This is a genomic window from Flavobacterium sp. SP2 (assembly GCF_057626655.1).
This window is the reverse complement of record NZ_JBVHBT010000004.1, coordinates 126,099-152,712: the sequence shown is the minus strand read 5'-3', so window position 1 is coordinate 152,712 and position 26,614 is coordinate 126,099. Positions and strand designations below refer to the sequence as shown.

The 26,614-nt window shown below is 33.8% G+C and carries 22 protein-coding genes and 1 pseudogene; all 23 read left to right on the top strand.

The genetic code is table 11. From position 1 onward, the window contains the following. Window positions 1–217 precede the first annotated feature (217 nt). The 23 genes and pseudogenes from ACZ098_RS10150 (at window position 218) to ACZ098_RS10040 (ending at window position 26,604) form a co-directional block, all read left to right on the top strand. Entirely contained in the window at window positions 218–1,951 is a 1,734-nt protein-coding gene (locus ACZ098_RS10150; protein ID WP_487311634.1) for a helix-turn-helix domain-containing protein, read from the top strand. Between the two features lie 101 nt (window positions 1,952–2,052). Beyond that, window positions 2,053–2,346 (top strand): helix-turn-helix domain-containing protein, encoded by a 294-nt coding sequence (locus ACZ098_RS10145; RefSeq protein ID WP_395047855.1) that lies wholly within the window; start codon window positions 2,053–2,055, stop codon window positions 2,344–2,346. 165 nt (window positions 2,347–2,511) lie between these two features. Beyond that, window positions 2,512–3,378: a transcriptional regulator gene (locus ACZ098_RS10140; protein ID WP_487311633.1), complete on the top strand. Its 867-nt coding sequence runs from the start codon at window positions 2,512–2,514 to the stop codon at window positions 3,376–3,378. 124 nt (window positions 3,379–3,502) lie between these two features. Beyond that, window positions 3,503–4,126: a P-loop NTPase family protein gene (locus tag ACZ098_RS10135; protein WP_187657562.1), complete on the top strand. Its 624-nt coding sequence runs from the start codon at window positions 3,503–3,505 to the stop codon at window positions 4,124–4,126. A gap of 177 nt (window positions 4,127–4,303) precedes the next feature. Continuing rightward, window positions 4,304–4,939: a hypothetical protein gene (locus tag ACZ098_RS10130; protein WP_487311632.1), complete on the top strand. Its 636-nt coding sequence runs from the start codon at window positions 4,304–4,306 to the stop codon at window positions 4,937–4,939. Between the two features lie 61 nt (window positions 4,940–5,000). Then, window positions 5,001–5,339, top strand: coding sequence for a DUF6660 family protein (locus tag ACZ098_RS10125; protein ID WP_487311631.1), 339 nt, complete (start codon window positions 5,001–5,003; stop codon window positions 5,337–5,339). 95 nt (window positions 5,340–5,434) lie between these two features. Continuing rightward, on the top strand, window positions 5,435–9,751 hold the full coding sequence (locus tag ACZ098_RS10120) for a CusA/CzcA family heavy metal efflux RND transporter (protein ID WP_487311630.1): 4,317 nt from the start codon (window positions 5,435–5,437) through the stop codon (window positions 9,749–9,751). An 11-nt stretch (window positions 9,752–9,762) separates the two neighbouring features. Then, window positions 9,763–11,013, top strand: coding sequence for an efflux RND transporter periplasmic adaptor subunit (locus ACZ098_RS10115; RefSeq protein WP_487311629.1), 1,251 nt, complete (start codon window positions 9,763–9,765; stop codon window positions 11,011–11,013). Between the two features lie 25 nt (window positions 11,014–11,038). Then, the gene (locus ACZ098_RS10110) at window positions 11,039–11,395 is read left to right on the top strand and encodes a hypothetical protein (RefSeq protein ID WP_073364527.1); all 357 of its coding nucleotides are present in this window, start codon (window positions 11,039–11,041) and stop codon (window positions 11,393–11,395) included. 2 nt (window positions 11,396–11,397) lie between these two features. Next, the gene (locus ACZ098_RS10105; RefSeq protein ID WP_073364524.1) at window positions 11,398–11,763 is read left to right on the top strand and encodes a DUF3703 domain-containing protein; all 366 of its coding nucleotides are present in this window, start codon (window positions 11,398–11,400) and stop codon (window positions 11,761–11,763) included. A 10-nt stretch (window positions 11,764–11,773) separates the two neighbouring features. Further along, window positions 11,774–13,765 (top strand): heavy metal translocating P-type ATPase, encoded by a 1,992-nt coding sequence (locus ACZ098_RS10100; protein ID WP_487311628.1) that lies wholly within the window; start codon window positions 11,774–11,776, stop codon window positions 13,763–13,765. Window positions 13,766–13,839: 74 nt separating this feature from the next. Continuing rightward, complete coding sequence (locus ACZ098_RS10095; RefSeq protein WP_169522850.1) at window positions 13,840–14,202, top strand: hypothetical protein; 363 nt, start codon at window positions 13,840–13,842, stop codon at window positions 14,200–14,202. A 190-nt stretch (window positions 14,203–14,392) separates the two neighbouring features. Beyond that, window positions 14,393–15,265, top strand: a complete 873-nt coding sequence (locus ACZ098_RS10090) for a DUF3347 domain-containing protein (RefSeq protein WP_487311627.1) — start codon at window positions 14,393–14,395, stop codon at window positions 15,263–15,265. Between the two features lie 5 nt (window positions 15,266–15,270). Next, on the top strand, window positions 15,271–15,741 hold the full coding sequence (locus tag ACZ098_RS10085) for a TlpA family protein disulfide reductase (RefSeq protein ID WP_169522853.1): 471 nt from the start codon (window positions 15,271–15,273) through the stop codon (window positions 15,739–15,741). 1 nt (window position 15,742) lies between these two features. After that, a complete protein-coding gene (locus ACZ098_RS10080; RefSeq protein WP_487311626.1) occupies window positions 15,743–16,231 on the top strand; it encodes a heavy-metal-associated domain-containing protein in 489 nt (162 codons plus the stop codon). Next, the gene (locus ACZ098_RS10075; protein WP_169522856.1) at window positions 16,231–17,046 is read left to right on the top strand and encodes a hypothetical protein; all 816 of its coding nucleotides are present in this window, start codon (window positions 16,231–16,233) and stop codon (window positions 17,044–17,046) included. Before ACZ098_RS10080 ends, ACZ098_RS10075 begins: the two co-directional genes overlap by 1 nt. Window positions 17,047–17,063: 17 nt before the next feature. Then, the gene (locus ACZ098_RS10070; protein WP_487311625.1) at window positions 17,064–17,810 is read left to right on the top strand and encodes a DUF3347 domain-containing protein; all 747 of its coding nucleotides are present in this window, start codon (window positions 17,064–17,066) and stop codon (window positions 17,808–17,810) included. Window position 17,811: 1 nt separating this feature from the next. After that, the gene (locus ACZ098_RS10065; protein WP_487311624.1) at window positions 17,812–18,285 is read left to right on the top strand and encodes a heme-binding domain-containing protein; all 474 of its coding nucleotides are present in this window, start codon (window positions 17,812–17,814) and stop codon (window positions 18,283–18,285) included. 92 nt (window positions 18,286–18,377) lie between these two features. Beyond that, a pseudogene (locus ACZ098_RS10060) lies at window positions 18,378–21,605 on the top strand (efflux RND transporter permease subunit). 76 nt (window positions 21,606–21,681) lie between these two features. Further along, a complete protein-coding gene (locus ACZ098_RS10055) occupies window positions 21,682–22,845 on the top strand; it encodes a TolC family protein (RefSeq protein ID WP_487311623.1) in 1,164 nt (387 codons plus the stop codon). 2 nt (window positions 22,846–22,847) lie between these two features. Continuing rightward, a complete protein-coding gene (locus tag ACZ098_RS10050) occupies window positions 22,848–24,095 on the top strand; it encodes a heavy metal-binding domain-containing protein (protein WP_026704795.1) in 1,248 nt (415 codons plus the stop codon). Between the two features lie 2 nt (window positions 24,096–24,097). Beyond that, complete coding sequence (locus ACZ098_RS10045) at window positions 24,098–25,345, top strand: efflux RND transporter periplasmic adaptor subunit (protein WP_026704794.1); 1,248 nt, start codon at window positions 24,098–24,100, stop codon at window positions 25,343–25,345. A gap of 14 nt (window positions 25,346–25,359) precedes the next feature. Then, complete coding sequence (locus ACZ098_RS10040) at window positions 25,360–26,604, top strand: hypothetical protein (RefSeq protein WP_026704793.1); 1,245 nt, start codon at window positions 25,360–25,362, stop codon at window positions 26,602–26,604. The last annotated feature ends 10 nt before the right edge of the window (window positions 26,605–26,614 follow it).

Genomic DNA, 26,614 nt, shown 5'->3' with positions numbered 1-26,614 from the left:
ATTCCCGAATGTAAAATGTGCCATTCGGGAATGAAACACTACTAATTAAATAGTAAAATACAACACATCAATACATTACAATTCATAAAGTCCATTCTCAATTTGTCACTTCATCTTTCGTCATTTTTAATTATTTTAATTACATTTATTCGCTAAAAAATCCACATTACCTATATTCTTTTGCAGTTTTTAATTGTTTAAGTTCCAAATCCTTATAATGATTACAAAAAAACGCTTACAAGTTCTAGTGCTACTAATTTCGCATTGTATAAATGCACAAGATAACTATGGTAAAATTTTAGATAGTCTATCTTCTAAAAGTTATGAGTATTTAAGTCAATCTACTGTTACTTATAAAGCTGATAGTATTAAATCAAGAATGTATGCAAGTGCATGGTTAGAAAAAGCTAAATCTGAGAATAATGATTTTCAGTTAACACATGCTTACAAGGCACAAATTAACATTGTTAGTAAACAATTTCGCCTTTTATATACGGATAGTATGCTTACAGCCGCCAAGAAATCAACAGATATTGAATTAATTGGTTCAGCATACATGACTAAAGGCATTGTGCATTTTGATCGTAAAGAACAAATGAAAGCTTTAGACAATTATCTAATTGCAGATAAATACATTGCTCAAACAGAAAATCAATATCTTATTTACAAACTAAAATACGGCATTGCACAAACCAAATCTTATCTTGGTTTTTATGATGAAGCCATCAGTTTATTCAGAGAATGTATCGATTATTTCAAGGAAGAAAATGACAGAGCATATCTGAACTCATTACATTCACTAGGTTTATGTTACAATCGAATTGGAAATTACGCATGGTGTACAGTTACAAATCAAACTGGAATTGACGAAGGAAAAAGAGTAAACAACCTCGAAATGCAAACGTATTTCATCCATTCTGAAGGTGTAAATCTATGTGGTTTGAAAAAATATAATGAAGCTATCACTAAATTAACTTCAGTACTGCCAAAAATACAAAGTAAAAAAGATTTTGCAAACGCATCAGTTGCCCATTTTTACATCGGAAAATCATTTTGGGCTTTAAATCAAAAAGAAAAAGCTGTAACCTATTTTAAAAAAGTAGATGAAATATTCAAAAAAGAAAACTACATACGTCCAGACTTACGCGAAGGCTATGAAAAACTAATAGCATATAACAAACAAAAAGGAAATACAAAATCCCAACTTTATTACATTGATCAACTTTTAAAAGTGGATAATATTCTTGGCCAAAATTACAAATACCTACTAAAAAAAGTAGTCAAAGAATACGACACTAAAGAATTATTAAAATCCAAACAGGAGATTGAAAATGCCATGACATTTAGAACTTTTGTAGCTTTTGGTATCATCTGTATATTGATTGCTATTATTGCATTTTTAATATACAAGCACTTCAAAAACAAACGGCTTTTCGATGAAATAATGAAACGTGATACTTCTAAGCCAGCAATTACTGAAACCAGTATTGAACCACCGCCTTTTGAAGAAATAATAAAGAATGACAATACCACAGTTATTAATTCTGAAAACACCGACAAACAAAATAATCAAGAAATAAGCCCAGATATTGAGGCTGGTATTTTAAAAAAGTTGGAGAAATTTGAGCAGAGTAAAAAATATTTAGAAAAAGACATGACGCTTGCAAAAATGGCTGTATTCCTAAATACCAATACAAAATATGTTACAAAGATTATTGCCAAACACAGAGGAAAAGGGACTATTGATTACATAACCGATTTGAAAATAAATTACATAATCGAAATTCTAAAAAAAGAAACTAAATACCGAAACTACACCCACAAAGCTTTGGGTGAAGAAGCAGGTTTCGGTTCCACCCAAAACTTCACTCGTGCCTTCAAAGAGCGAAACGGAATTTCGCCTACATACTTCATTTACAAATTAAAAAAGTCAGCAAACACAGGCAATTAGAAATTAATTGCCTCTTTTTCTTTCACAACTTGTGATTGACTTGTGAAATAAATATTCTCAAAACATACAATTTTGTGCCATAACAATGTAAAACATAAATTATGGCAATTGAAATCCTCACAAAACAAGACCTAAATGATTTCCGAACGTTACTACTAGACGACATTAGAGAAATCTTCCAAAGCAAAACCGAGCAAACAAAGCAATGGCTTAAATCCTCAGAAGTTAGAAAGCTACTCAATATTTCTCCAGGAACACTCCAAACCTTGCGCATCAACAAAACCTTATCCTACACCAAGATCGGCGGAATAATCTATTATCCATACAAGGATATTGAAAAACTTCTCGATCAAAACAAAGTCAGCTCCGAGCGAACATTATTCAACTCTAAGTAATTCTCTTGTCATACCGAGCGCAGACGAGGTACTTTATCATTCAAATGCTTCTTGTCACTAAGAATGTCATCCTGAGCTTGTCGAAGGACTTTGCGTGCTTTGCGCCTTCCTTGCGCACTTTGCGGTTAAGCTATTCACTAATTACTATTCACTAATCACTAAACCATGAACTACATAAAACACCTAACCGGATTTTTCGACAGAGTAGCAAAAGACAAGTTGCTCAATCCAACACATGTAAGTTTATACATGTCACTTTTCCAATTCTGGAATTGCAATCGGTTCAGAAATCCAATCAGTATTTCTCGTGATGAAATAATGCGTATTAGTAAAATCAGTTCCAAAGCAACATACCACAAATGCTTAAAAGCGTTACACTCGCAGGGCTATATCAAATACGAACCATCGTACAATCCATTCAAAGGCAGCCATGTTTTCTTATTCAATTTTTCCGATGATTTAAAGCCCTTACCAAAAAATGCCAGTTCAAATTTTAAACCAGTCATTGAACAAGTAGTGAACAAGTCTTGTACTAGTGATGAAACAAGTAGTGAACAGGTTAATGAACAAGTCGTAGTACCTTATATAAACAATACAAACAATACAAACGATTTAAACAATTCAAACGGCTTAAACTTGGGCGAGCAATCAAAAAAAATTGAAGAAGAAAATCGAAATGATGAATTTGTCATGCCGAGCGCAGTCGAGGTAACTCTTTCCGAGAAAGAAAAAAAGTTGCGCGAAAAAAAGAAAGAGTTTATTGTCACTTCGAGCGCAGTCGAGAAGCCAACAATCGAAAACGTCAAATTCTATTTCCAAGAAAACAACTTCCCAGAACTCGAAGCCCAAAAATTCTTCAACTATTTCTCAAGCATCGGTTGGCTAGTCGGCGGCAAAACACACATGGTCGATTGGCAAGCCGCAGCACAAAACTGGATATTAAACGCACCAAAATTCATCACAAATGCAGAACCTAACCGCCCAAAACAACTCAACACCAAAATCGATAAAGACTATTCCGAACCATTGTAGTAACTCATTTGTCACACTGAGCTTGTCGAAGTGAATTGTTGATTTTAAAAAATCTGTGTAAATCCGTTTAATCCGCGTCATCTGTGTTCCCAAACCTTCGCTTTAGCGAACAAAAAAATTACAAATGAATGAAAACATAAAAACCCACTACAACTATCAAGAAATAATCATGTGGATAGAGCAAAAAGGCATCGAGCTATACGGAACCCATTTCAAAATACTAGAAACCGATTATCCAATCATCTACAAATTAATCGCGTATTTTCTCAAAGATGAGGTAACCTGTTTTCAATACAACATAAACCTCAACAAAGGAATTCTACTTTCTGGACCAATCGGCTGTGGCAAAACCTCAATAATGAACATCATGAAATACCTAACACCAACCGAACACAAATTTTTCGTAAAACCATGCCGAGATATAAGCTTCGAATTCATTCAAGACGGCTACCAAATCATACACAAATACAGCAAAGGAAAACTATACGAATACGAACCAAAAACAATATGCTTCGACGATTTAGGTACAGAAAGCAATCTAAAATATTACGGCAACGAATGCAATGTAATGGCAGAAATACTATTAAGCAGATACGATGTGTATATCGCAAAACGAATACAAACCCACATCACAACAAACCTATCCGCATCCGAAATAGAAACCCAATACGGCAACCGTGTACGAAGCCGAATGCGTCAAATGCTCAATCTTATTGCTTATGATAAAACAACCTCCGACAAAAGGTAAAAAAAAATGATTAGAACAACCAACTATGAAATCTATCCCAAAGCGAAGCGTCTTCACAACCCTATAAAAATCTATGTTTCTATGTGTTAAAAAAACAACAAAATCAAAATAAACCTTTGCGAACCTTGCAACAACTTAGCGCCTTTGCGGTAAAACAAAACCTAAAATCCAATAAATATGAAAAACATAACCCTATTCTGGAACTGGATCCAATACAATGAAAGAACCCTAAGAAACCTCCAAAACGAAAAACCAAAAATCCAAAAACTCTTCCTTTTTTGGCTCGATAAAAACCTGCACTACTATTCCGAAGGATTAGATTGCATCATAATTTTTCCAAAAAGAAAAAACAAATCAATACAACTCATTATTTCAGCAAATGGCAATCCCAATTATTTTGAAGCAGTCACAACATTGGTCGATAATGCACCCAAACTAAAAAGCTGGAACTTCATAGCGTTCATACAGCCATCAGAAGACATCGAAAAAATGGAAGCCGGATTAGACAAACCGTATGTATTCAAAGACATTAATCTAAAAGCCAGTGAAATAAAATTTGAACCTTTACAATACGAAAATTGCAAAAAAATAGACATGATTGTGTACTTAAAAAACTACACCGTTCATTGCAATAATAAAAACCTTCTAGAAGTGGTCTATGTAATTATTCAAGACATCATTGGCGAAAAAGCACTTTCTGAAAATATCAATTTTGTCGAATTAGAACAAATGCCAAGTGAAGAAAACATTGAGTTAATTTATCTCTATGATTTGCAATATTACTTGGACGATATAAACAGTAAAAAAACTTAAATAAAATAATTAATCCATTTGTTTTGAATTAGATATTAATAAAATTAATACTTTTACACTCGTGAAACTCTTAAACTACATACTATCAATCTATCTAATAGCGCTTTCGTGTCTGCCTTGTGCTGATATGGAAGTAAGTAGTGCTGCTCATACAGATGCTCATGAATTAGCTAAAACGACATATGATAGTGAAGGCCATTCACATGGTAACGATAAAGATTTGTGTTCTCCTTTCTGCAGTTGTAATTGTTGTGGCTCACAAATAGTAAGCTACTTTAACGTAATGTCATGTAATTTTACTGTTGTTTCAAAAGAAATCAAAACTCAACTACCATCTTATACTTCTAAATTTACTTCCAATTTCTTTGGGAGTATTTGGCAACCACCTCAAATAGTATAATGAAGCCCGATTAATTTCGGGTCAGAAACTTGTGAACTTTTCACAAATAATTGCAAAAGAAATTTTGCAAATTTCTAATTCATTATACTATATCAATGTTAAACAAAATCATACAATTCAGTATAAAGAACAAGTTTATAATACTTTTATTTACTTTAGTTCTAATAGTTTTTGGTAGCTATTCCTTAAAACAATTACCATTGGATGCATTACCAGATGTAACCAACAATCAAGTACAAATAATTACTACCGCTCCTACATTAGCCAGTCAGGAAGTAGAACAATTAATCACTTATCCTTTAGAACAATCAGTCAAAACAATCCCAAAAGTAATTGAGCTACGAAGTATTTCTCGTTTCGGACTTTCGGTAGTTACCGTAGTTTTTAAAGACGATGTCGATATCTATTGGGCAAGAGAGCAAATTTTCCAACGTTTAAAGCAAGCCGAAGAAAATATACCAGCTTATGCAGGTACACCAGAGTTAGGTCCAATTTCAACAGGTCTTGGGGAAATTTACCAATACGATGTCTTTGCCAAAAAAGGGTATGAAGATAAATACGACGCCATCAAGTTAAGAACCATTCAGGATTGGATTATTGTTCCTCAGCTTCAAGGTGTTGAAGGCGTTGCCGAAGTGAGTACTTGGGGTGGGAAATTGAAACAATATGAAATCGCAGTAAACCCAAATACGCTTAACAGTCTTGGAGTAACCATTACTGAAATTTTTGAAGCACTCGAAAAAAACAATCAAAATACAGGAGGAGCTTACATCGAAAAAGACCAATATGCCTATTTCATCCGCGGTGTCGGTATGGCAACAGGAAATAAAGATTTAGAAAAAGTTGTCATTAAAAACAGAAACGGGGCACCGGTTTTAGTCAGGGATGTGGCAACCGTTAGAGAAGGCATTGCATTGCGTTATGGAGCTTCCACAAAAGATGGTAAAGGGGAAATCGTTTGTGGTATGGCATTGATGCTAAAAGGTGAAAATTCAAAAGCGGTAAACGAAAGAGTAAAAGAGAAAATGGAGCAAATCAATAAAACACTTCCCGAAGGTGTTGTTGCTGAAGCTTTTATTGATAGAGGAAAATTAGTTGATAATGCAATCGGAACAGTTACTAAAAACCTACTCGAAGGCGCATTAATAGTAATTTTTGTCTTGATTTTATTTCTTGGTAATCTTCGTGCAGGTTTAATAGTTGCTTCTGTAATTCCATTATCTATGCTTTTTGCGGTAATTCTAATGAATTATTTTGGCGTAAGTGGTAACTTAATGAGTTTAGGAGCAATCGACTTCGGAATTATTGTCGATGGTGCTGTAATCATTGTTGAAGCCACAATGCACCATTTGCAAAAACTCAAACGACAAAATAATTTAACCCAAACTGAAATGGACAGTGAAGTATATAAATCAGCTTCTAAAATCCGTAACAGTGCAGCTTTTGGAGAAATCATAATCTTAATTGTATACCTACCAATTTTAGCATTAGTTGGTACTGAAGGTAAAATGTTCAAACCTATGGCAATGACGGTAGGCTTTGCAGTAATCGCAGCATTTGTTTTATCACTGACGTATGTTCCAATGATGAGTGCAATGTTTTTATCCAAGAACACAGAGCATAAGCCAAACTTTAGCGATAGAATGATGGCATGGTTCGAGAAAATATATGCACCATTTTTAGAAAAAGCATTACGATTAAAAAAAACAGTTTTGGCTATTTCATTAGGGTTGTTTGCTTTGGCACTTATAACTTTTCAAAATATGGGAGGCGAATTTATTCCAACCATTGAAGAAGGTGATTTAGCCATTAATGTTACCATTATGACCGGAAGCTCATTAACACAAATGGTAGAAACAACTACTAAATATGAGAAAATCCTAAAAGCAAAATTCCCTGAAATAAAAACCATTGTAACAAAAATCGGAAGTGGAGAAATTCCAACCGATCCAATGCCAATTGAGAGTGGCGATTTTATTATTGTACTGAAAGACAAAAGCGAATGGACTTCTGCCGATAATTGGGAAGATTTAGCCAATTTGATGAAAGAAGAAATGGAAGTTATTCCAGGAGCGAATATCGAAATATCACAGCCTATTCAAATGCGCTTTAACGAGTTAATGACAGGAAGCCGAAGCGATATAGCCATTAAGATTTTTGGTGATGATTTAGAGATTTTAGATACAAAAGCCAAAGAATTGATTTCAAAAGTTAGTAAAATTGAAGGTGTTGGTGACTTAAAAGCTGATAAAGTTGTAGGTCTGCCGCAAATCACAGTCAAATACGATTACAATAAAATAGCCTTATACGGTTTGAATATTGTCGATATCAATCAAATAATTCGTTCCTCATTTGCCGGAGAAAGCGCCGGTAAAATCTATGAAGAGAGCAAACGATTTGATGTAGTGGTTCGTATGAATGAGGCTAATAGAAGTGATATAACCGATGTGAGTAATTTATTTATTCCATTGCCAAACGGTCAACAAGTACCCCTTTCCCAAGTAGCAACCATCAGTTACGAACAAGGGCCTGTACAAGTATCTCGTCAAGATGGAAAGCGAAGAATTACAGTTGGTCTAAATGTTCGTGGTCGTGATATAAAAAGTGTTGTTGAGGAAATTCAACAAAAGTTAGACACCAATTTCAAACTTCCAGCAGGATATTATGTTACGTATGGTGGACAATTTGAAAATCTAGTGGAAGCCAATAAACGCCTTTCGGTAGCTTTACCAATTGCTTTAGGACTTATTTTGGTTTTATTGTTTTTTACCTTCAACAGTATGAAGCAATCATTACTGATTTTCACAGCCATTCCATTATCAGCAATTGGTGGTGTTTTTGCTCTATGGTTACGCGGAATGCCGTTTAGTATTTCGGCAGGAATTGGTTTTATTGCTTTATTCGGAATTGCTGTTTTAAACGGAATTGTGCTAATATCTTATTTTAACCAACTTAAAACGGAAGGAATAACCGACCCAATGCAACGTGTCTTAATCGGAACAAAAACAAGATTGCGACCAGTATTAATGACTGCTGCGGTAGCTTCACTTGGGTTTTTACCAATGGCATTGTCAACAAGTGGCGGAGCCGAAGTACAAAAACCATTAGCAACCGTAGTAATCGGCGGATTGGTTTCGGCTACATTACTAACATTAATTGTTTTACCAATCCTTTATTTATTATTTGAAAAGGGAATTAAAAGAAGAAAAAAAATGTCAAATTCAATTGTAACAATAATCGTTTTGCTAATTAGCACTTTTTCATTTGCTCAAAACAGCCAAACCATTACATTGGAGAAAGCCATTGAAAAAGCAAAAGCGAGTAACATGGATTTAAAAATTGCAGATAAGGAAATTGAAAAGCAAACTGTTCTCAAAAAAACAGCGTTTCAAGTAGATCCTTTACAAGTGCAATACCAAGGAGGACAATTCAACAATGTTGATTACGACCATAATGTTTCCATTCAACAGTACTTTCCTATTGGTAAAATCACAAAAGCCAATAGACAATTACAAGAAGAATTAGCAAAATTGGCTGAAAAGCGAAAAGCATTAACCGAATATGAAATCGAAAAAGCGGTAACACTTGCCTATTATCAATATTTATACGGTGTTTCCATTCAAAAACTGAATACTGAATTGTTCGACATTTATTCCAAATTCCTAAAAAATGCAGAGCTTCGTTTTCAAACAGGCGAAAGTGGTAATATTGAAGTCATAAGTGCCAAAGCTAAAGTAAAGGAAATCGAAACCCAAAAAGCACAATTAGAATATGATTTGGTTGTATATCAAAAGCAATTACAATACTTCATTCAAACCGATGAAAATATAATTCCAGATGCTACAACGCCACTGAAATATGCAAACCCAACTGATGTGAATAATGCTAAAGTGGAAGGATTGGTAAACGACTATTACACACAGCAAATTACAGTCTATCAAAAAGAAGCTAATACATTCAAAGCAATGCGTACACCGAGGCTAGGATTAGGTTATTTCGGGCAAACCATTGAAACAAAATCGTATTTTCAAGGATTTACTGCTGGTGTACAAATTCCTTTATTTGGTGGAGCAAATACCGCTAAAGCGAAAGCTTCGCAGATAAGTATTTCGCAATCGCAATTAGAATTGGATAAAAGCAAACTGACTTTAAAACTACAAAAAGAGGAACTACAAAACGAGTTTGAAAAGCAGAAAAAAGCAGTGGCGTATTATCAAAACGAAGGATTGCAATACGCAGAGCAAATTATTACAACAGCACAAAAAAGTTATGCCAATGGCGACATGAGTTATTGGACTTACATCAGTTTTTTAAACCAAGCCATTGATATTAAAAAGCAAAACGCAGAAGCTGTTAATACCTATAATCAAAGTGCTATTCAATTGCAATTTCCATCTTTCAACAATAATTAATATTCAATAATATGAAAAATATAAAATCAAAATCGAAGTTTTTCTTAATACTTAATACTCTTGTCTTAATACTTTTTACTTCTTGCGGCGAAAAGAAAACCGAAGAAACACACGAAGAAGAAAAATCGGAAACCGAAGTAGCACTAACAGAAGCGCAATTCAAAACCATTGGTATAGAAACAGGAACTATCGTAATGAAAAACCTCAATACGGTAATCAAAGCAAACGGATATACTGCTGTTCCACCTCAGAATATGGCAAATATATCAACCTTAATTGGTGGTGTCGTAAAAGATATTTATGTGTTAGAAGGCACTTATGTGGTAAAAGGGAAAACATTAGCAACCATCCAAAACCTTGAAGTAACCGAAATGCAAGAAGATTACAATTCGGCTATTGCAAACATTGAATACCTACAATTAGAATACAACCGCCAAAAAACATTGAGCGATGAAAATGTAAATCCTCGTAAAACGTTTCAAGAAGTTAAGTCAAAATTAGCAGTTGAAAAAGCAAAAGCACAAGCAGCAAAAAATAAACTACAAGCGTTGAATGTTAGTTTAAAAGGCAGCACTTCTTTAATTCCGATTGTTTCGCCGATAAGTGGTTATGTGGGTAAAATTAGCATCACCAAAGGAGCGTTTGCAGAAACCGGAGTTACTCTTTTTGAAGTAGTCGATAACAGCCAAATGCACTTAGATTTGAATGTGTTTGAAAAAGATTTAGGTAAAATTTCCGTTGGTCAAGAAGTCGATTTTGTACTTACCAATCAATCCAATAAATCAATAAAAGGAAAAATATTCGGTATCAATAAATCATTTTCTAACGAAAGTAAAACCGTTGCAGTTCACGCCAAAATCAATCCAAGCGATGCTAAAGATTTAATTTCCGGAATGTATGTAGCGGCTAATATCAACATTACTAATCAAACAGTTCAAGCTTTGCCAAAAGATGCTATTGTTAGAAATGGAGACAAATATTACATTTACATTCAAGAAGAACACCAAGAAGAAACTCCAAAAGTAAAAGAAGAAGAACACAATCACAAAGAGGGCGAAGCACATAATGAGCACGCTGAAGGCGAAGAGGAAGAACACAACGAAATTCACTTTAAAACCATCGAAGTAATACCAGGAACAACCGATTTAGGATATACTGAAATAAAATTAGTTGAAGAAATTCCTGCCAATGCAAAAATAGTAATTAAAGGAGCTTTCTACTTGCTGGCAACATCAAAAGGTGGTGGCGAACACGAACATTAATAAATAATAATTTAAAATAAATAACATGAAAAATTCAATTTTAAAATCAATCGCTTTTTTAGCAATAGTATTTTTTTCAACAAATCTAGTTTCAGCACAAAAAACTACTCAAAAAGCAGTCATAAAAACTTTCTTTCATTGCGACCATTGTAAAGAATGTGAAACGTGTGGTTTAAAATTCAAAACAGAAATGCTTAAAATAAAAGGAATAAAAATGTATGAGTTAGATGATAAAGCAATGACTTTTACAATCTATTACAATTCAAAGAAAACTACTTTACAAACAATTAAAGAAGGTATCTCTAAATTAGGTTATGATGCAGATGAAGTAAAAGCAGATCCAAAAGCGTATGAAAGTTTAGATGGTTGTTGTAAAGCTTAGTCATGAAATTTAATACGATAATGCCAAATAAGCTAATTCCTTTTTATCAAAAAGAGTTAGAATTAGTTAAGGATAATTTACAACTAAATGATTTTCAAAATGCTTGGCATCATCTGGAACGTGCACATATAATAGCTCAAAAATATCCATGCGAGCATACATTTGTACATTGGAAAATGTTACAATTTGGTATTAAGATTAAAAGTACAAATGAGGTAATTGGTCAAATACCAAGATTATTGATAGGTGGTGTAAAATCATTTGTTGGACATATTCCTGTTGGTAATACTGGTGGTGCAAACGTGCCACCTTTAAAACCAATGGAAATTCCGAAAGACATACAAAAAATAATAAATTCAAATTCTTAATAATTGAATTATGAAACATCAACACAAATACGATGCACAAGGAAAACAACTTTGTTGCACATTAGAAGAAAAAATAAATAAAAAACCCGATAATCATTCTGATGATGACGGACACGACCACAACCATTCCAACGAAGAAAAGTCAACGTTTCAAATGTTCCTACCAGCAATCATAAGTTTTGTTTTGTTAATGGTTGCCATTGGTTTCGATAATTACTTTCCACAATCGTGGTTTACAGGTTGGGTACGAATTATATGGTATGTTGTTGCTTATGCACCAGTTGGTTTTCCTGTAATCAAAGAAGCTTTTGTTGCTATAAAGAAAGGAGAGATATTTTCAGAATTTTTGTTAATGAGTATTGCAACTATTGGAGCTTTTGCAATTGCAGAATTTCCAGAAGGTGTTGCCGTGATGCTGTTTTATGCCGTTGGCGAAGTCTTTCAAACACTTGCAGTTCAACGAGCCAAAGCAAATATAAAAGCGTTACTCGACCAACGACCAGATGAAGTTACTATTTTAGAAAACAATGTAGCCAAAACAATCAAAGCAGCAACCGCTAAAATTGGCGATATTATCCAACTCAAAGCAGGAGAAAAATTAGGTTTAGATGGCGAATTACTTTCCGATACAGCTTCATTCAATACAGCAGCACTTACCGGAGAAAGCAAACCCGATACCAAAGCAAAAGGAGAAACCGTTTTAGCAGGAATGATAAACCTAAATTCGGTTTGTCAAGTAAAAGTAACAACCGCTTACACCGATAGCAAACTATCCAAAATACTCGAAATGGTGCAAGATGCCACAGCAAAAAAAGCACCAACCGAATTATTTATACGCAAGTTTGCCAAAATTTATACACCAATTGTAGTGCTTTTAGCCATCTTAATTTGTGTGGTTCCAATGCTTTTTGTAGCGGATTATCAATTTAGAGATTGGTTGTATCGTGCTTTAGTCTTTTTAGTTATCTCATGTCCTTGTGCGTTAGTCATCAGTATTCCGTTAGGATATTTCGGCGGAATTGGAGCTGCTTCCAAGAACGGAATTTTATTCAAAGGAAGTAATTTCCTCGATGTAATGGCTTCCATTCAAAATGTCGTAATGGACAAAACAGGCACAATGACCGAAGGTGTTTTCAAAGTACAAGAAGTAGTTTTTAATTCCGATTTCAATAAAGACGATATACTACAAATGGTCAATGCTTTAGAAAGTCAAAGTACACATCCAGTCGCAACAGCAATTCATCAGTTTGTTGGAAAAATTGATAGTACTATTGAACTAAAAGAGGTTGAAGAAATTTCAGGGCATGGTTTAAAATCCCTTGTCAAAGGAAAAGAATTATTAGTTGGTAATTTCAAACTAATGGATAAATTTTCTATTAAATATGATATTGATCCTACAAGTATTGTTTATACATTAATCGCAGTAGCTTACGATAAAAAGTTTGTAGGATATATAACCATTGCCGATAGCATAAAAGAGGATGCTCAAATCACAATCGATAAACTTAAAGCGTTGAATATTAAAACCACAATGTTAAGTGGTGATAAAAATACTGTAGTTCAGTTTGTTGCAAAATCACTCGATATAACAAATGCTTATGGCGATTTACTGCCCGAAGATAAAGTAAACAAAGTTAAAGAAATCATTGCTAAAAATGAAACGGTTGCTTTTGTTGGCGATGGTGTAAACGATGCACCAGTAGTAGCATTAAGCAACGTAGGAATTGCAATGGGCGGTTTAGGAAGCGATGCCACAATAGAAACTGCTGATGTAGTTATTCAAGACGATATGCCTTCAAAAATCCCAATGGCTATTAACATTGGTAAACAAACTAAAAAAATTGTTTGGCAAAATATCACTTTAGCATTTGCTGTAAAAGCAATAGTTTTAGTGCTTGGAGCAGGTGGTTTAGCCACAATGTGGGAAGCCGTTTTTGCCGATGTAGGAGTAGCTTTGTTAGCTATTTTAAACGCAGTTAGAATTCAGAGAATGAGATTTTAACATCAATTTTAACATAATGCAATAATTTTTAGCTAAATTTGTACTGTTTTAATAGATATATGAACAAATACCACATGATACTTGTAGTTTTATTAGGCATGTTCCTCATCCCTAATACTGCTATGGCTTGTGGTAAAGGTTCAGAAAAGAGTTCGTGCAAAAAAGAAATTTCATCCAATAACGCAGAAAAAAAGAGTTGCTGCGGTGATGAAAATTCAAAAGATAAAGACCACAAAGGATGTAAAGGCAATTGCGGTCACTCAAAATGTGGTTGTTCTTCAACGTGTCCAACTTCTTCAGTAAGCTTTTTATCTGAAATTAATTTTAAAAATTACATGTTTAGCTATTCTTCAATCGAGAAAGTTAAATTTTCATACACAACACCATCAATCTCTGATGGGTTTTATTTCATTTGGCTAATTCCTAAAATAAGCTAAATCCAAATTTTGACAGCCATAAGTGTGTCAAATTCATAGCGTTTTGCTATCCAATTCACAACAGTTTTAGAAACATTTTACTACACCATTTTCATGTTGCAGTATCATTTATCTTATAGCTGTAATTATCTCAAATTTATTTTATCAATCAATCAAGGTAAAACACTTTGATTACTAACATTATTTAAAAATGAAAAGCTCATTTATAAAAATAATGGTAGCAGCTCTAATGTTGCTATCAACTTCTATCAACGCACAAATAAAAAATGCAAAAACCGAAACAGTTAAAGTCTATGGTAACTGTGGAATGTGCGAAACTACAATCGAAAAAGCAGGAAGTATTAAAAAAATTGCTAAAGTAGATTGGAACCAGGAAACCCAAATGGCAACATTAACTTATGATGCTAGTGTAACAAATCAGGATGAAATACTTAAAAGAATTGCGTTAGCAGGCTACGACAGTGATAAATTTCTTGCCCCTGATGAGGTTTACAACAATCTTCACGGCTGTTGTCAATACGATAGAGTAGCAAAAGTTCCAGTAAAAGAAGAAAACACAACTACTGCCGGCAACGATGGACATTCCAATCACGGGAACCATTCTCAAACAACTACTGCCGTAATTCAAAATGAAAATCAATTAAAAGCAGTATTTGATAATTATTTCTCATTGAAAGATGCTTTGATTACTTCTGATGGGACAAAAGCTGCAGCAGCTTCAAAAGAACTTTTAACAGCTGTAAATAACGTCAAAATGGACAAGCTTGATATGGAAGTGCACATGGTTTGGATGAAAGTTGTAAACCCAATTAAAGAAGATGCAACTCATATCTCAGATACAAAAGATGTAAAACACCAGCGCGATCATTTCACTACACTATCCAAAGATATTTATACACTAATTAAGGTTTCCAAATACGAAACGGCTGTTTACTATCAATTTTGTCCAATGTACAGCGATGGTAAAGGTGCCAATTGGTTGAGTAAAGAAAATGCAATCAAAAATCCGTATTACGGTTCTATGATGTTAAGTTGTGGTAAAACGGTAGAAACCATCAAATAAGTAAGATGAAAAAAATTGTAATACTGTTTCTTTTAATCGCTACAGTTACAAACTCCAAAGCTCAAATTAAAATCGGCGATGCTATACCATCAATTACATTAAAAAGTAATACCAATAATGTGATTGATATCACATCCTTTAAAGGTAAATATGTACTTGTCGATTTTTGGGCTTCTTGGTGTGCGCCTTGCCGATTGGGTAACAAAAAGTTAGTGAAACTTCACAACGAAATAAGCTCAAGCAAAGTAGAAATTATCGGAATATCAATCGATACCGATGCCAATAAATGGTTAAAAGCGATAGAAAAAGATAAAATCAAATTTACGCAACTCATAGACCCAAATGGATTTGATGCTAATACAGCATTACAATTTGGTGTTGAAGAGTTACCATCTAAATACCTATTCAATCCCGAAGGTATTCTAATGGCTAAAAATCCGTCAGAGGAAGAAATAATGAAATTAATAAAATCATAAAATGAAAAAAATGTATCTAATGATTACATCAATGATTTTGATGTTTTCCATAAAAAGTAATGCACAAATCGTAAAAGCTGAAATCAGAGCTACAGGTTTAACGTGTTCTATGTGTTCCAACGCCATAAATAAACAGCTAAAAAGTATGGAAGAAGTGGTTGCTGTAGAAACCGATCTAAATACCAATACGTTTACAGTAACACTCAAAGAAGGTAATGATTTAAGTCCCAAAGTATTTAAAGAGAAAGTCGAAAAAGCAGGTTTTTTTATTGGTTCATTGTTACTTACAGCAAAACCAGAAACCATTACTAAATCCTCGTATATTTTGGTTAATGACAAAAAAAGTAATGCTTTAGAAATTCAATTTCAAGTGGTGGACAAAGGTTACGTAACCGAAAAGGAATTTAAAAAATTATCCAAATCATATAAGAATGTCGAAACCTACGCTTCAAACAACGAAGAAGATTTTCACATTAAAATGATAAACTAATGAGAAAGGTAATTTTATTGTTTGTAGGCATCAGTTGCCAAACTATTTTCAGTCAAGAATTATTTGTAGTAACCGATCCAGCTAGTAATGTTCCTGCAAATTCTTTGGCAGTGAATGTGATGCAATCTGCATTCAAAGAGGAATTTGAACCAGGTTACAATTATCATTTAATGCCAGAGATAACGTATGGTATTAATAAAAATTTAATGGTTAGAGGTTCTGCGTTTATCAGCACAAGAACTAATGCATTGTATGCAGAAGGCGGTGGTTTTATGGCAAAGTACAGATTTTACTCCGAAGATGATTTGAATAGTCATTTTCGTTTGGCAGCTTACGGAAGATACAGTTTCAATCGTGCCGACATCCATCAAGAACAAATAGAAATTCAAGGGCACAATACTGGTTTTGAAACAGGAATAATAGCTACAAAATTGGTAAAAAAAATAGCGATTAGTTCATCGGTTAGCTTTGAAAAAGCACTGGACAACCAACCAAATTATCCTTTTCCGGATAACATTGGCGACAATGCTACCAATTACACATTATCTTTTGGAAAATTAATGTACCCAAAAAAATACACTAGTTTCAAACAAACCAACATCAATCTAATGGTTGAATTTGTCGGACAAACCATCAATGAGAATGGTAAATCCTATTTAGATGTAGTTCCTGCAATACAATTCATTTTCAACAGTCAAGCGCGACTAGATTTTGCCTACCGACAAGAGTTAATGAGTTCAATGGTTCGTTCAGCTCCAAATGGATTTTATTTCAATCTGTATTATACATTTTTTGATTTAAAAAGTAAAAAATAATTTTAAAAACATAAACTATGAAAACACTTATTATAACTGCTATTTTAGCAATCACTTTAATTTCTTGCAATAATAAAAACAACGAAAAAGAAAGTTCTAAAACAGAAACTTCTACAAATTCTAACGAGCTATTTGCTTGTTCGATGCACCCAGAAGTAACTGGTAAAAAAGGCGAAAATTGTTCTAAATGTGGAATGGAATTAACAGAACCTGTTGCTCAAGCTAAGTCAGAACACAACCATAATGACGGTCTTCACGAACATAAAGACACTACAAAACTGAAAACTAATGAAGCTGAAAAAAAAGTGGTTGAAGCAGAAATTGCTAAATCACCATTTTCAATAAAAGAAATAGTTACAAACTATTTAAAAATTAAAAATGCACTAACAAAAGATGATGCTAAAACTGCGGCAATTGCTGGAAATTCATTATTCAAAGTTATGGCATCAACCAATACAAATGCTTTAACACCAAGTCAGAAAAAAGAGTATATAGACATTGTTGATGATGCAAAAGAACACGCGGAACACATAGGTAAAAATGCAGGTAAAATTGACCATCAGAGAGAACATTTTGCAATTCTTAGCAAAGACATTAATGATTTAATTAAAATGTTTGGAACTGATCAAAAGCTGTATCAAGATTATTGTCCAATGTACAATGATGGTAAAGGTGCACTATGGATTAGTGAAACCAAAGAAATTAAAAACCCATTTTATGGTTCCCAAATGTTGACTTGCGGTAGTTTGAAAAAAACACTTTAAAATGAAACGCAAATTGAAAAAGATTGCATTAGTATTCTTTTTAGTGTTTGTAGCCATTCAATTCTACCAACCAAAACAGAATATAAGTAATTCGTTCGATATTGGGAAAAACTTTGCAAACAATTATAATGTGCCACCATCAGTTCTCAATTCATTGCAAATAGCTTGTTATGACTGTCACAGTAACAACACCAAATATTTGTGGTACGATTACATTCAACCTGCCAGAATATTTGTAGAAACACATATTAGTGATGGAAAGAAAGAGTTAAATTTTAATGAGTTTGGCAGTTATTCAAATCGAAAGCAGCAAAGTGAGTTAGAAGCAATAAGCAAACAAATTAAATCGGGTGATATGCCTTTAAGTTCCTACACGCAATTACATCATGATGCAATACTTAATGAGGCGCAAAAACAGGAAATAATTACCTGGATTAATTCAATAAATGAAAACAACAGTTTGTCGGAAAATTAAGTGCTCTCCTATATTTTGAATATGTGATATATATCATAATGTAAAAGGACTCAATTGATTAATTTTATTTAAAAGGAAGAAAAAAGACAAAAATGGTAGAAAAACTAATTACATTCTCACTTAGAAACAGAGCAATTGTGCTACTGGTTTCGGCTTGTTTATTTGTGTGGGGAATCTATAGCGTGAAACAAAATCCTATAGATGCTATCCCTGATTTATCAGAAAATCAGGTTATTGTATTTACCGAGTGGATGGGTAGAAGCCCACAGGTAATCGAAGCGCAAGTAACTTATCCTTTGGTTTCTAATCTTCAAGGGATACCAAAAGTTAAAAATATACGGGGAGCCTCCATGTTTGGGATGAGCTTTGTCTATATCATTTTTGAAGACAATGTAGATACCTACTGGGCAAGAACCCGTGTGTTGGAACGATTAAATTATGCCCAACGTTTACTTCCACAAAATGTTGTTCCAACCTTAGGACCAGATGGTACAGGTGTTGGCCATATTTTTTGGTATCATTTGGAAGCTAACGGAATGGATCTTGGGGAACAACGTGCCTTACAGGATTGGTATGTGAAATTTGCACTGCAAACTGTTCCCGGTGTAGCAGAAGTTGCTTCATTCGGAGGTTTTGAAAAGCAATATCAATTGGTTTTAGATCCACTAAAAATGCAGTATTATAATGTCAGTATGATGGAAGTAATGAATGCTGTTAAGGCTAATAACAATGATGTAGGCGGCCGAAAGTTTGAAATGAGTAATATGTCTTATATCATTAGAGGTTTAGGCTACATAAAGAACAGTAAAGATGTCGAGGATATTTCGATTAAAAATTACAATTCTATCCCTGTGAAGGTAAAAGACATAGGTTCAGTACAAATGGGTGGAGATTTACGCCTTGGAATTTTTGACCAAAACGGAACTGGGGAAGTCGTAGGCGGTATAGTGGTAATGCGTTACGGCGAAAATGCTGATAAAGTCATCAAAGCGGTTAAAGCAAAGATGAAAGAAGTTGAAAAAGGATTGCCCGAAGGAGTGAAATTTAAAACTTCCTATGACAGAAGCGAGTTAATCGAAAAAGCTATTGAATCTGTCAAGGGAACACTTATAGAAGAAATGATAGCAGTTTCACTCGTTATCTTAATTTTTCTGTTCCATTGGAGAAGCGCCCTTATAATCTTAATTCAACTTCCTATATCCGTAGCAATTGGCTTCATATTGCTTGAAGCATTTGGTATTTCATCTAATATTATGTCATTAACCGGTATTGCACTCGCTATTGGAGTTGTTGTGGATGATGGAATTGTAATGGTTGAAAACGCCTACAGGACAATCTCAGAGAAACAAGAAGAAATGATTGATAACAAGTAAATTGGTATGATGATAGAAAAAATTAAAAATTTATTTAAAAAGGAACACGACCCTTTATCCTCTGATGAAAAACTTCAACTAATTGAAAAATCATCAAAGTTAGTAGGACCGGGTGTTTTTTACTCAACACTGATCGTAATTGCGTCTTTTCTACCGGTTTTTTTACTCACAGGTATGGAAGGAAAATTATTTAGTCCCTTGGCTTGGACAAAATCATTCATTCTAATCGTTGATGCTTTTTTAGCCATTACACTCACACCGGTGCTTATAAGCTTTTTATTAAAAGGTAAACTTCGTCCTGAGAATAAAAACCCAATCAATAAAAAACTGGAAAGTGTATACACTCCTATTTTGGTTTTTTGTTTGAAATGGAGGAAAACGGTTTTAGGAATTAATGTAGTAGCTTTACTAATCGGTTTAGTCATGTTTACTCGTTTAGGTTCCGAGTTTATGCCACCATTGGATGAAGGTTCAGTACTTTTCATGCCGGTTACCTTGCCCGATGTTTCAAACTCGGAAGTAAAAAGAATATTGCAGGTTCAAGACAAATTGATAAAATCAATTCCCGAAGTAGACCATGTATTGGGAAAAGCTGGTAGAGCCAATACTGCTACAGATAATAGCCCTATTAGCATGATTGAAACCATCATTTTATTAAAACCTCAAAGTGAATGGAGAGAAGGAAAAACAAAGAATGATATTATAACCGAAATAAATAATAAACTCCAAATTCCGGGAGTAACCAACGGCTTTACACAGCCTATCATTAATAGAATAAACATGCTATCTACTGGTATTCGAACAGATGTTGGAATTAAAGTTTATGGAGAAAGTTTAGATACCATTAATGCACTATCTCAAAAAATCAAAAAAGCACTCGAAGGTACTTCGGGTGTAAAAGATTTGTATGCGGAGCCAATAACTGGTGGAAGGTACATTGACATTGAGCCAAAGAGGGAGCTTTTGGGCAGATACGGCCTTTCAATTGACGATATTAATGCAGTTGTTGAAGCAGCTATCGGAGGAATGAAACTGACAACTACAATTGAAGGACGACAACGCTTCTCTGTAAATGCAAGATATGCACAAGAATATAGAAACAGTATTGATGCACTGAAAAAATTGCAAGTCCAAACGATGCAATATGGCCCAATTCCGTTAGAAACCATTGCAGAGGTAAAAATAAGCGATGGGCCGCCTATGATAAATAGCGAAAATGCCATGCTTCGGGGAAGTGTGCTGTTTAATGTACGTGATCGAGATTTAGGTAGTACTGTGAAAGAAGCTCAGAAAAAATTAAATTCAATGATGTCTAAAATGCCAAAAGGATATTACATTGAATGGAGTGGCCAGTGGGAAAATCAGTTGAGAGCCAATAAAACGCTAAGCATGATACTACCAATTGTGGTGATAATTATCTTCCTTATTTTATATTTTACTTACCACTCCATGAAAGAATCCCTCATTACAATGATAACAGTGCCTTTTGCTTTAATCGGTGGTGTTTTTATGGTCTATTTCTACGGAATCAATTTGTCAGTAGCAGTGGCTGTAGGTTTTATTGCATTGTTTGGAATGGCTATAGAGACAGCAATGTTAATGACCATTTATTTGAATGAATCTATGAACAAAATGGTTGAGAAATACGGAAATAGCAAAGAGGTTATCACCGAAGAAATATTGAGACAATATATTATTGATGGATCAGCCAAAAGGTTGCGACCAAAACTAATGACGGTTTCTGTTTCTTTATTTGGTCTTATTCCGATACTTTGGGCAACAGGTACAGGTGCCGATGTAATGTTACCTATCACAGTTCCTCTTATTGGTGGGACAATTACTTCTACAATTTATGTATTATTAGTAACTCCTATTGTTTTTGAAATGGTGAAACTTCACGAATTAAAAACTAAAGGCAAAATAGAACTTATAGATGTTAAAGAATAAATATTATATCGTTATAAGCTTTTTGATTTTAAGCTTTACAATTGCTAATGCACAGATTGTTTCACTGGATAATATCTTGAGCACAATCAAAACCGATAATCCGCAGCTAAAAATGTATGATGCCGATATCCAAAGTATGGATGCTGCTGCAAAAGGGGCTAAAAGCTGGATGGCACCTCAAGTAGAAACCGGTTTTTTTATGACGCCCTACAATACCAAAATGTGGAAAGCAGATGATATGAGTCCTGGCATGGGCAGTTATATGATTGGAGTCTCACAAATGATTCCCAATTCAAAAAAACAAAATGCCGAATACAAGTATATGAACGCAATGTCATCTGTTGAAAAAGAAAACAAAAATTACACTTTAAATCAGCTTTATGCTATAGCCAAGACAAATTATTATCAATGGCTTGTACTAAACAAAAAAGTCAAAGTGGCCAATGATAACTTACTACTCTTAAAATACATGATAAAAAGCATGGAAATAAGATACCAGTACAATATGGATAAACTCCCCACTTATTATAAAGCAAAATCTCAATATAATGAGTTAGAAAGTATGATTATAATGCTTCAGAATGATATTTCACAAAAAAGAATTATGCTCAACACTCTAATGTCAAGAGATAAAAATATGGTGTTTGAAATTGAAGAAGCATTCGAACTAAAGGAATACAATTCACAACTATTGGACACCTCATCAATTTCCAAAAACAGAAGTGATATAAATGCCATCAAAAGAACCATGGAAGTAAACCAACTGAAAATTGATGCAGAAAAATCAAAATTTCTACCCGAATTTGGAGTTAAATATGACCACATGTTTGCTTTTGGACAACAGCCACAGCAATTCTCACTAATGGGCATGATGACTATCCCCATGCCTTGGTCAACAAAAATGAACAAAGCCAATATCAGTAGCTTTCAAATTAAAAATGAAAGTCTCAATTGGCAAAAACAAATGATTTTAAATGAAACAGTTGGAATGATTTCGGGCATGAATACAGAGCTTTCTAACCTCAATAAACAATACAATATCTCCGAAAAAAGCATCATCCCTTCATTGCGCAAAAATTATGATACCGCCGTTTTGGCTTGGCAAAATAACACTGGTGATTTGTTCATTGTCTTAGACGCATGGGAAGCTTTGAACATGGCCCAAATGGACGCTCTCGACAAATTGCAGTCCATACTAAACACTCAGGTCGAAATCGAAAAACAACTCGAAATTAAGTAACTATGAATAAGTATATAAAATATGGTTTGATTCTAGGTATAATAGCAATAATCGGTTCTGCTATTTATTTCTATGTCATAAAACCTGAAGTACATGACGCAAGCTCTCATCAAAACGTTGTCTATACCTGTTCAATGCATCCGCAAATTATTAGAGATAAACCTGGAAACTGCCCTATTTGCGGAATGACTTTAGTAAAAAAAGTAATTGACAATCATGCTATTGAAGATTATAATATTGAAAATGTCATCAAGCCAACAGATAACTTTGTAGTGGGTAAATTTCAAACTATAACAGCAATAGATTCAACTTTAAGTGGTGAAATCAATCTTCCTGGCACTGTCGCTTATGACCCAAATTCAGCGGTAAATATTGCAGCAAAAATAAGTGGCCGAATTGAAAAAATATATGTGAATTTTAAATACCAACGAATTAATAAAGGACAAAAATTATTTGATTTATATAGCCCTGAACTTTTAACTGAGCAAGAAAACTTTATTTATTTACTTTCAAATGATATTGATAACAGCTCAATTATTGAGGCATCAAAACAAAAGTTGTTGCTTTACGGTATGACTCAAAATCAAATAAGTGCTTTAGCTAATTCAAAAAAAGCCAATCCTAAAATAGCCATTTACAGTCCTTCTAATGGAATTGTCATAGGGTCAGAAACAATGGTTACTCCATCAAATTCTGCAATGCAAAGTATGAATAACAGTACTGAAAAACTTGAGTTAAAAGAAGGAAACTATGTCAAAAAAGGAGAAGTTGTGTTTAAATTAGTAAATACTGATAAAGTTTGGGGAGTATTCAACATTACTCAGGAAAGCAGCAGTTTTATTGAAGTCAATCAAGCCATTAAAATAACTTCTGAACTCAATGCTGAAGAATCAATAGAAGCGAAAATAAATTTTATTGAAACACAATTTAATGCTACCGACAAAACCAATAGAATTAGGGTTTATTTAAACAACAATACACTCAAATTGCCGATAGGTTTGAGATTGCAAGGTATTATAAAAACACGGTCAATTAGCGGTCTTTGGATACAAAAAAACGCATTGGTAAGTACAGGTAATAAAAAAATTGTTTTTGTTAAATCTCACAATGGTTTTAAAGCAACACCGGTAAAAACAGGGTTTGAACTGAACGGTTATATTCAAATCATTAAAGGTATTTCTGTTAGTGATACTATTGCAAAAAATGCACAATATTTAATCGATAGCGAAAGCTTTATTAAAACGGAGTAAGTATGAAAAATTTAAATCAAATAGGCATCTTTTTATTGCTTTCCCTAATATTTACAGCTTGTAATTCTTCTAAAAAAGAAGACCATTCTCAGCATGAGAATAAAAAAGAAGACCACTCTCAACATGATAAAAATAAAGAAACTACTTTTTATACATGTTCTATGGATCCTCAAGTAAAAGAAGATAAACCCGGCAAGTGTCCTATTTGCCACATGGAGTTAACACCCATAAAACAGGATGATAGTGAGGTTAACCAAATAAGTTTAAGTAAACAACAAATTCAACTTGGTAATATCACAACTCAAGTTATAGGACAAACACAAAACAATTTAGAACAAAACTACACAGGTGTTTTAACATTCAATCAAGAAAAATCTAAAACCTTTTCTTCAAAAGCAATGGGCAGAATTGAAAAATTGTATTTCAAATCTACGGGTGATTACCTATCCAAGAACAAGCCAATATATCAATTGTACAGTGAAGATATTGCAATAGCAAAACAAGACTATTATACTGCCTTTAAACAATTGGAGATGCCCGGTGATTTTGGAAAAAATGCAAAAAACATAATGAATGCGGCCAAACAAAAGCTTCTCTTCTATGGTTTGTCCAACACTCAAATTGAGAATATAAAAAGCAACAAAGATGTTTCGCCCTATACCACATTTTACAGCACTGTCGGTGGTACAATTTCTGAAATAACTGCCGTTGAAGGGAGTTATGTCATGGAAGGAACTCCAATAATTAAAGTAACCGATTTAAGTAAACTTTGGCTCGAAACACAAGTAAATATCAACTATTTCAATAGTCTTAAAATAGGTCAAAATGCTACCATAACTTTTGCCGATTTTCCCGATAAATCTATAAGTGCTAAAGTCTCATTTATCAATCCCGAAATAAACCCGGAAACCCGTTTACTATTGATTCGATTTGAAGTCCCAAATCAAAATCTAATCTTAAAACCGGGAATGCAGGCCATTGCAAAATTGATGATTTCCGGCGGTAAAGGAATCTACATTCCTACCGATGCAGTAATTAGAGAACAAAACGCATCCTACATCTGGGTAGAAAAAAAACCGGGAGTTTATGAAAATCTAATGGTAGAAACAGGAATTGAAACCAATGGACTGATAGAAATCAAAACAAAAATTGCCAATGATCAAAAAGTAGTGATAACAGGAGCCTATGCCATCAATAGCGAATATAAATTCCGCAAAGGCAGCGACCCGATGGAAGGCATGAAAATGTAATTTAAACAGTAAGGATGAACAATTTTAATCAAATAATACAGCAATACAAAAACGATTCAGAAAGTGTTTATAATACTTGGTTTGTGGATAATGACCAACGGTTAAAAGCGTTCAGAACTATCCGTCGAGGCATTATTCAGGTTGTTGAAGATATAAAAAACAAATCATTTCCAAATGATTTTAAAAACAGCAGCTTAGAATTTGTGCTCAATTGTATTGCCGAGCAAAAACAGGTATTTGTAGGGGTTTCACATCCTTTTTATTGGAAACCAAAACTCCGAATTCCTGACATCTATGAAAATCAAACCAATAAAATTGCTTTTGGCCAATTCTTGGAAAATTGCATTAATGCAAAAAACGAAGAACAGGTGCTTAGGGAAATTGTAAAACTCGACGAACTTAAAATTAAGGGACTTGGTCCGGCCGTTGCCAGTATTTTGTATTTCTTGCACCCAACCTGGTTTCCGCCTTTCAACACGGCAATTGTAAACGGTTTTAATTTCTTGTTCAAGGACAAAAAAAAACTCGGAAGCTGGAGTGAATACTTAAAAATTAGAGAGACATTACTGGAAACAAATTCCAAATTCAAATCGGAACTGTCCAATGATTTAGGTGCAATCGCAGGCTTGTGTTTTGAAATTGGCACTCAAAAAATGCTCATAGGAAATGATGACTATTTGAGTGAAGAAGAGCGTTATAAATTTGAAAAAAACATAGTAAAACGCCAAAAAGAAATTATAGAAGAAAAAAAGGAAGATAATCTGCATAGTGAGATGCAATACCATTTATTGAAAATTGGAGCGTCATTAGGATTCGATGTTACCCCGGCAAGTAATGATAAAAGCAAAGCCTTCAATGGTCAAAGTTTTTCTTTTATGGCTATAAATAAATTTCCTGAATTGCCCTGTGATAAAGACACGCAAAACACCATTAAACTCATAGATGTATTATGGTTTGAAAAAGGAACAAACAATATTATTGGGGCATTTGAAGTTGAAAAAAGCACCAGTATTTACTCAGGTATTTTACGCCTTTCCGACCTTTATTTCAGTATTTCTGATGGTGATGAAGTTTTTTATATCATAATCCCTGACAATCGCGAAAAAGATGTTATTCAACAACTTAACAGACCTGTTATAAAAAATTCAAAAATGAATATTAAGTACATCCTTTTTTCAGAATTAAGGGCCAATTGTGATGCAATTTGCAAATTCGGCTCAGACCATTCAATAATGGATAAAATCGCTAAATCAATTTAAACATTATCAT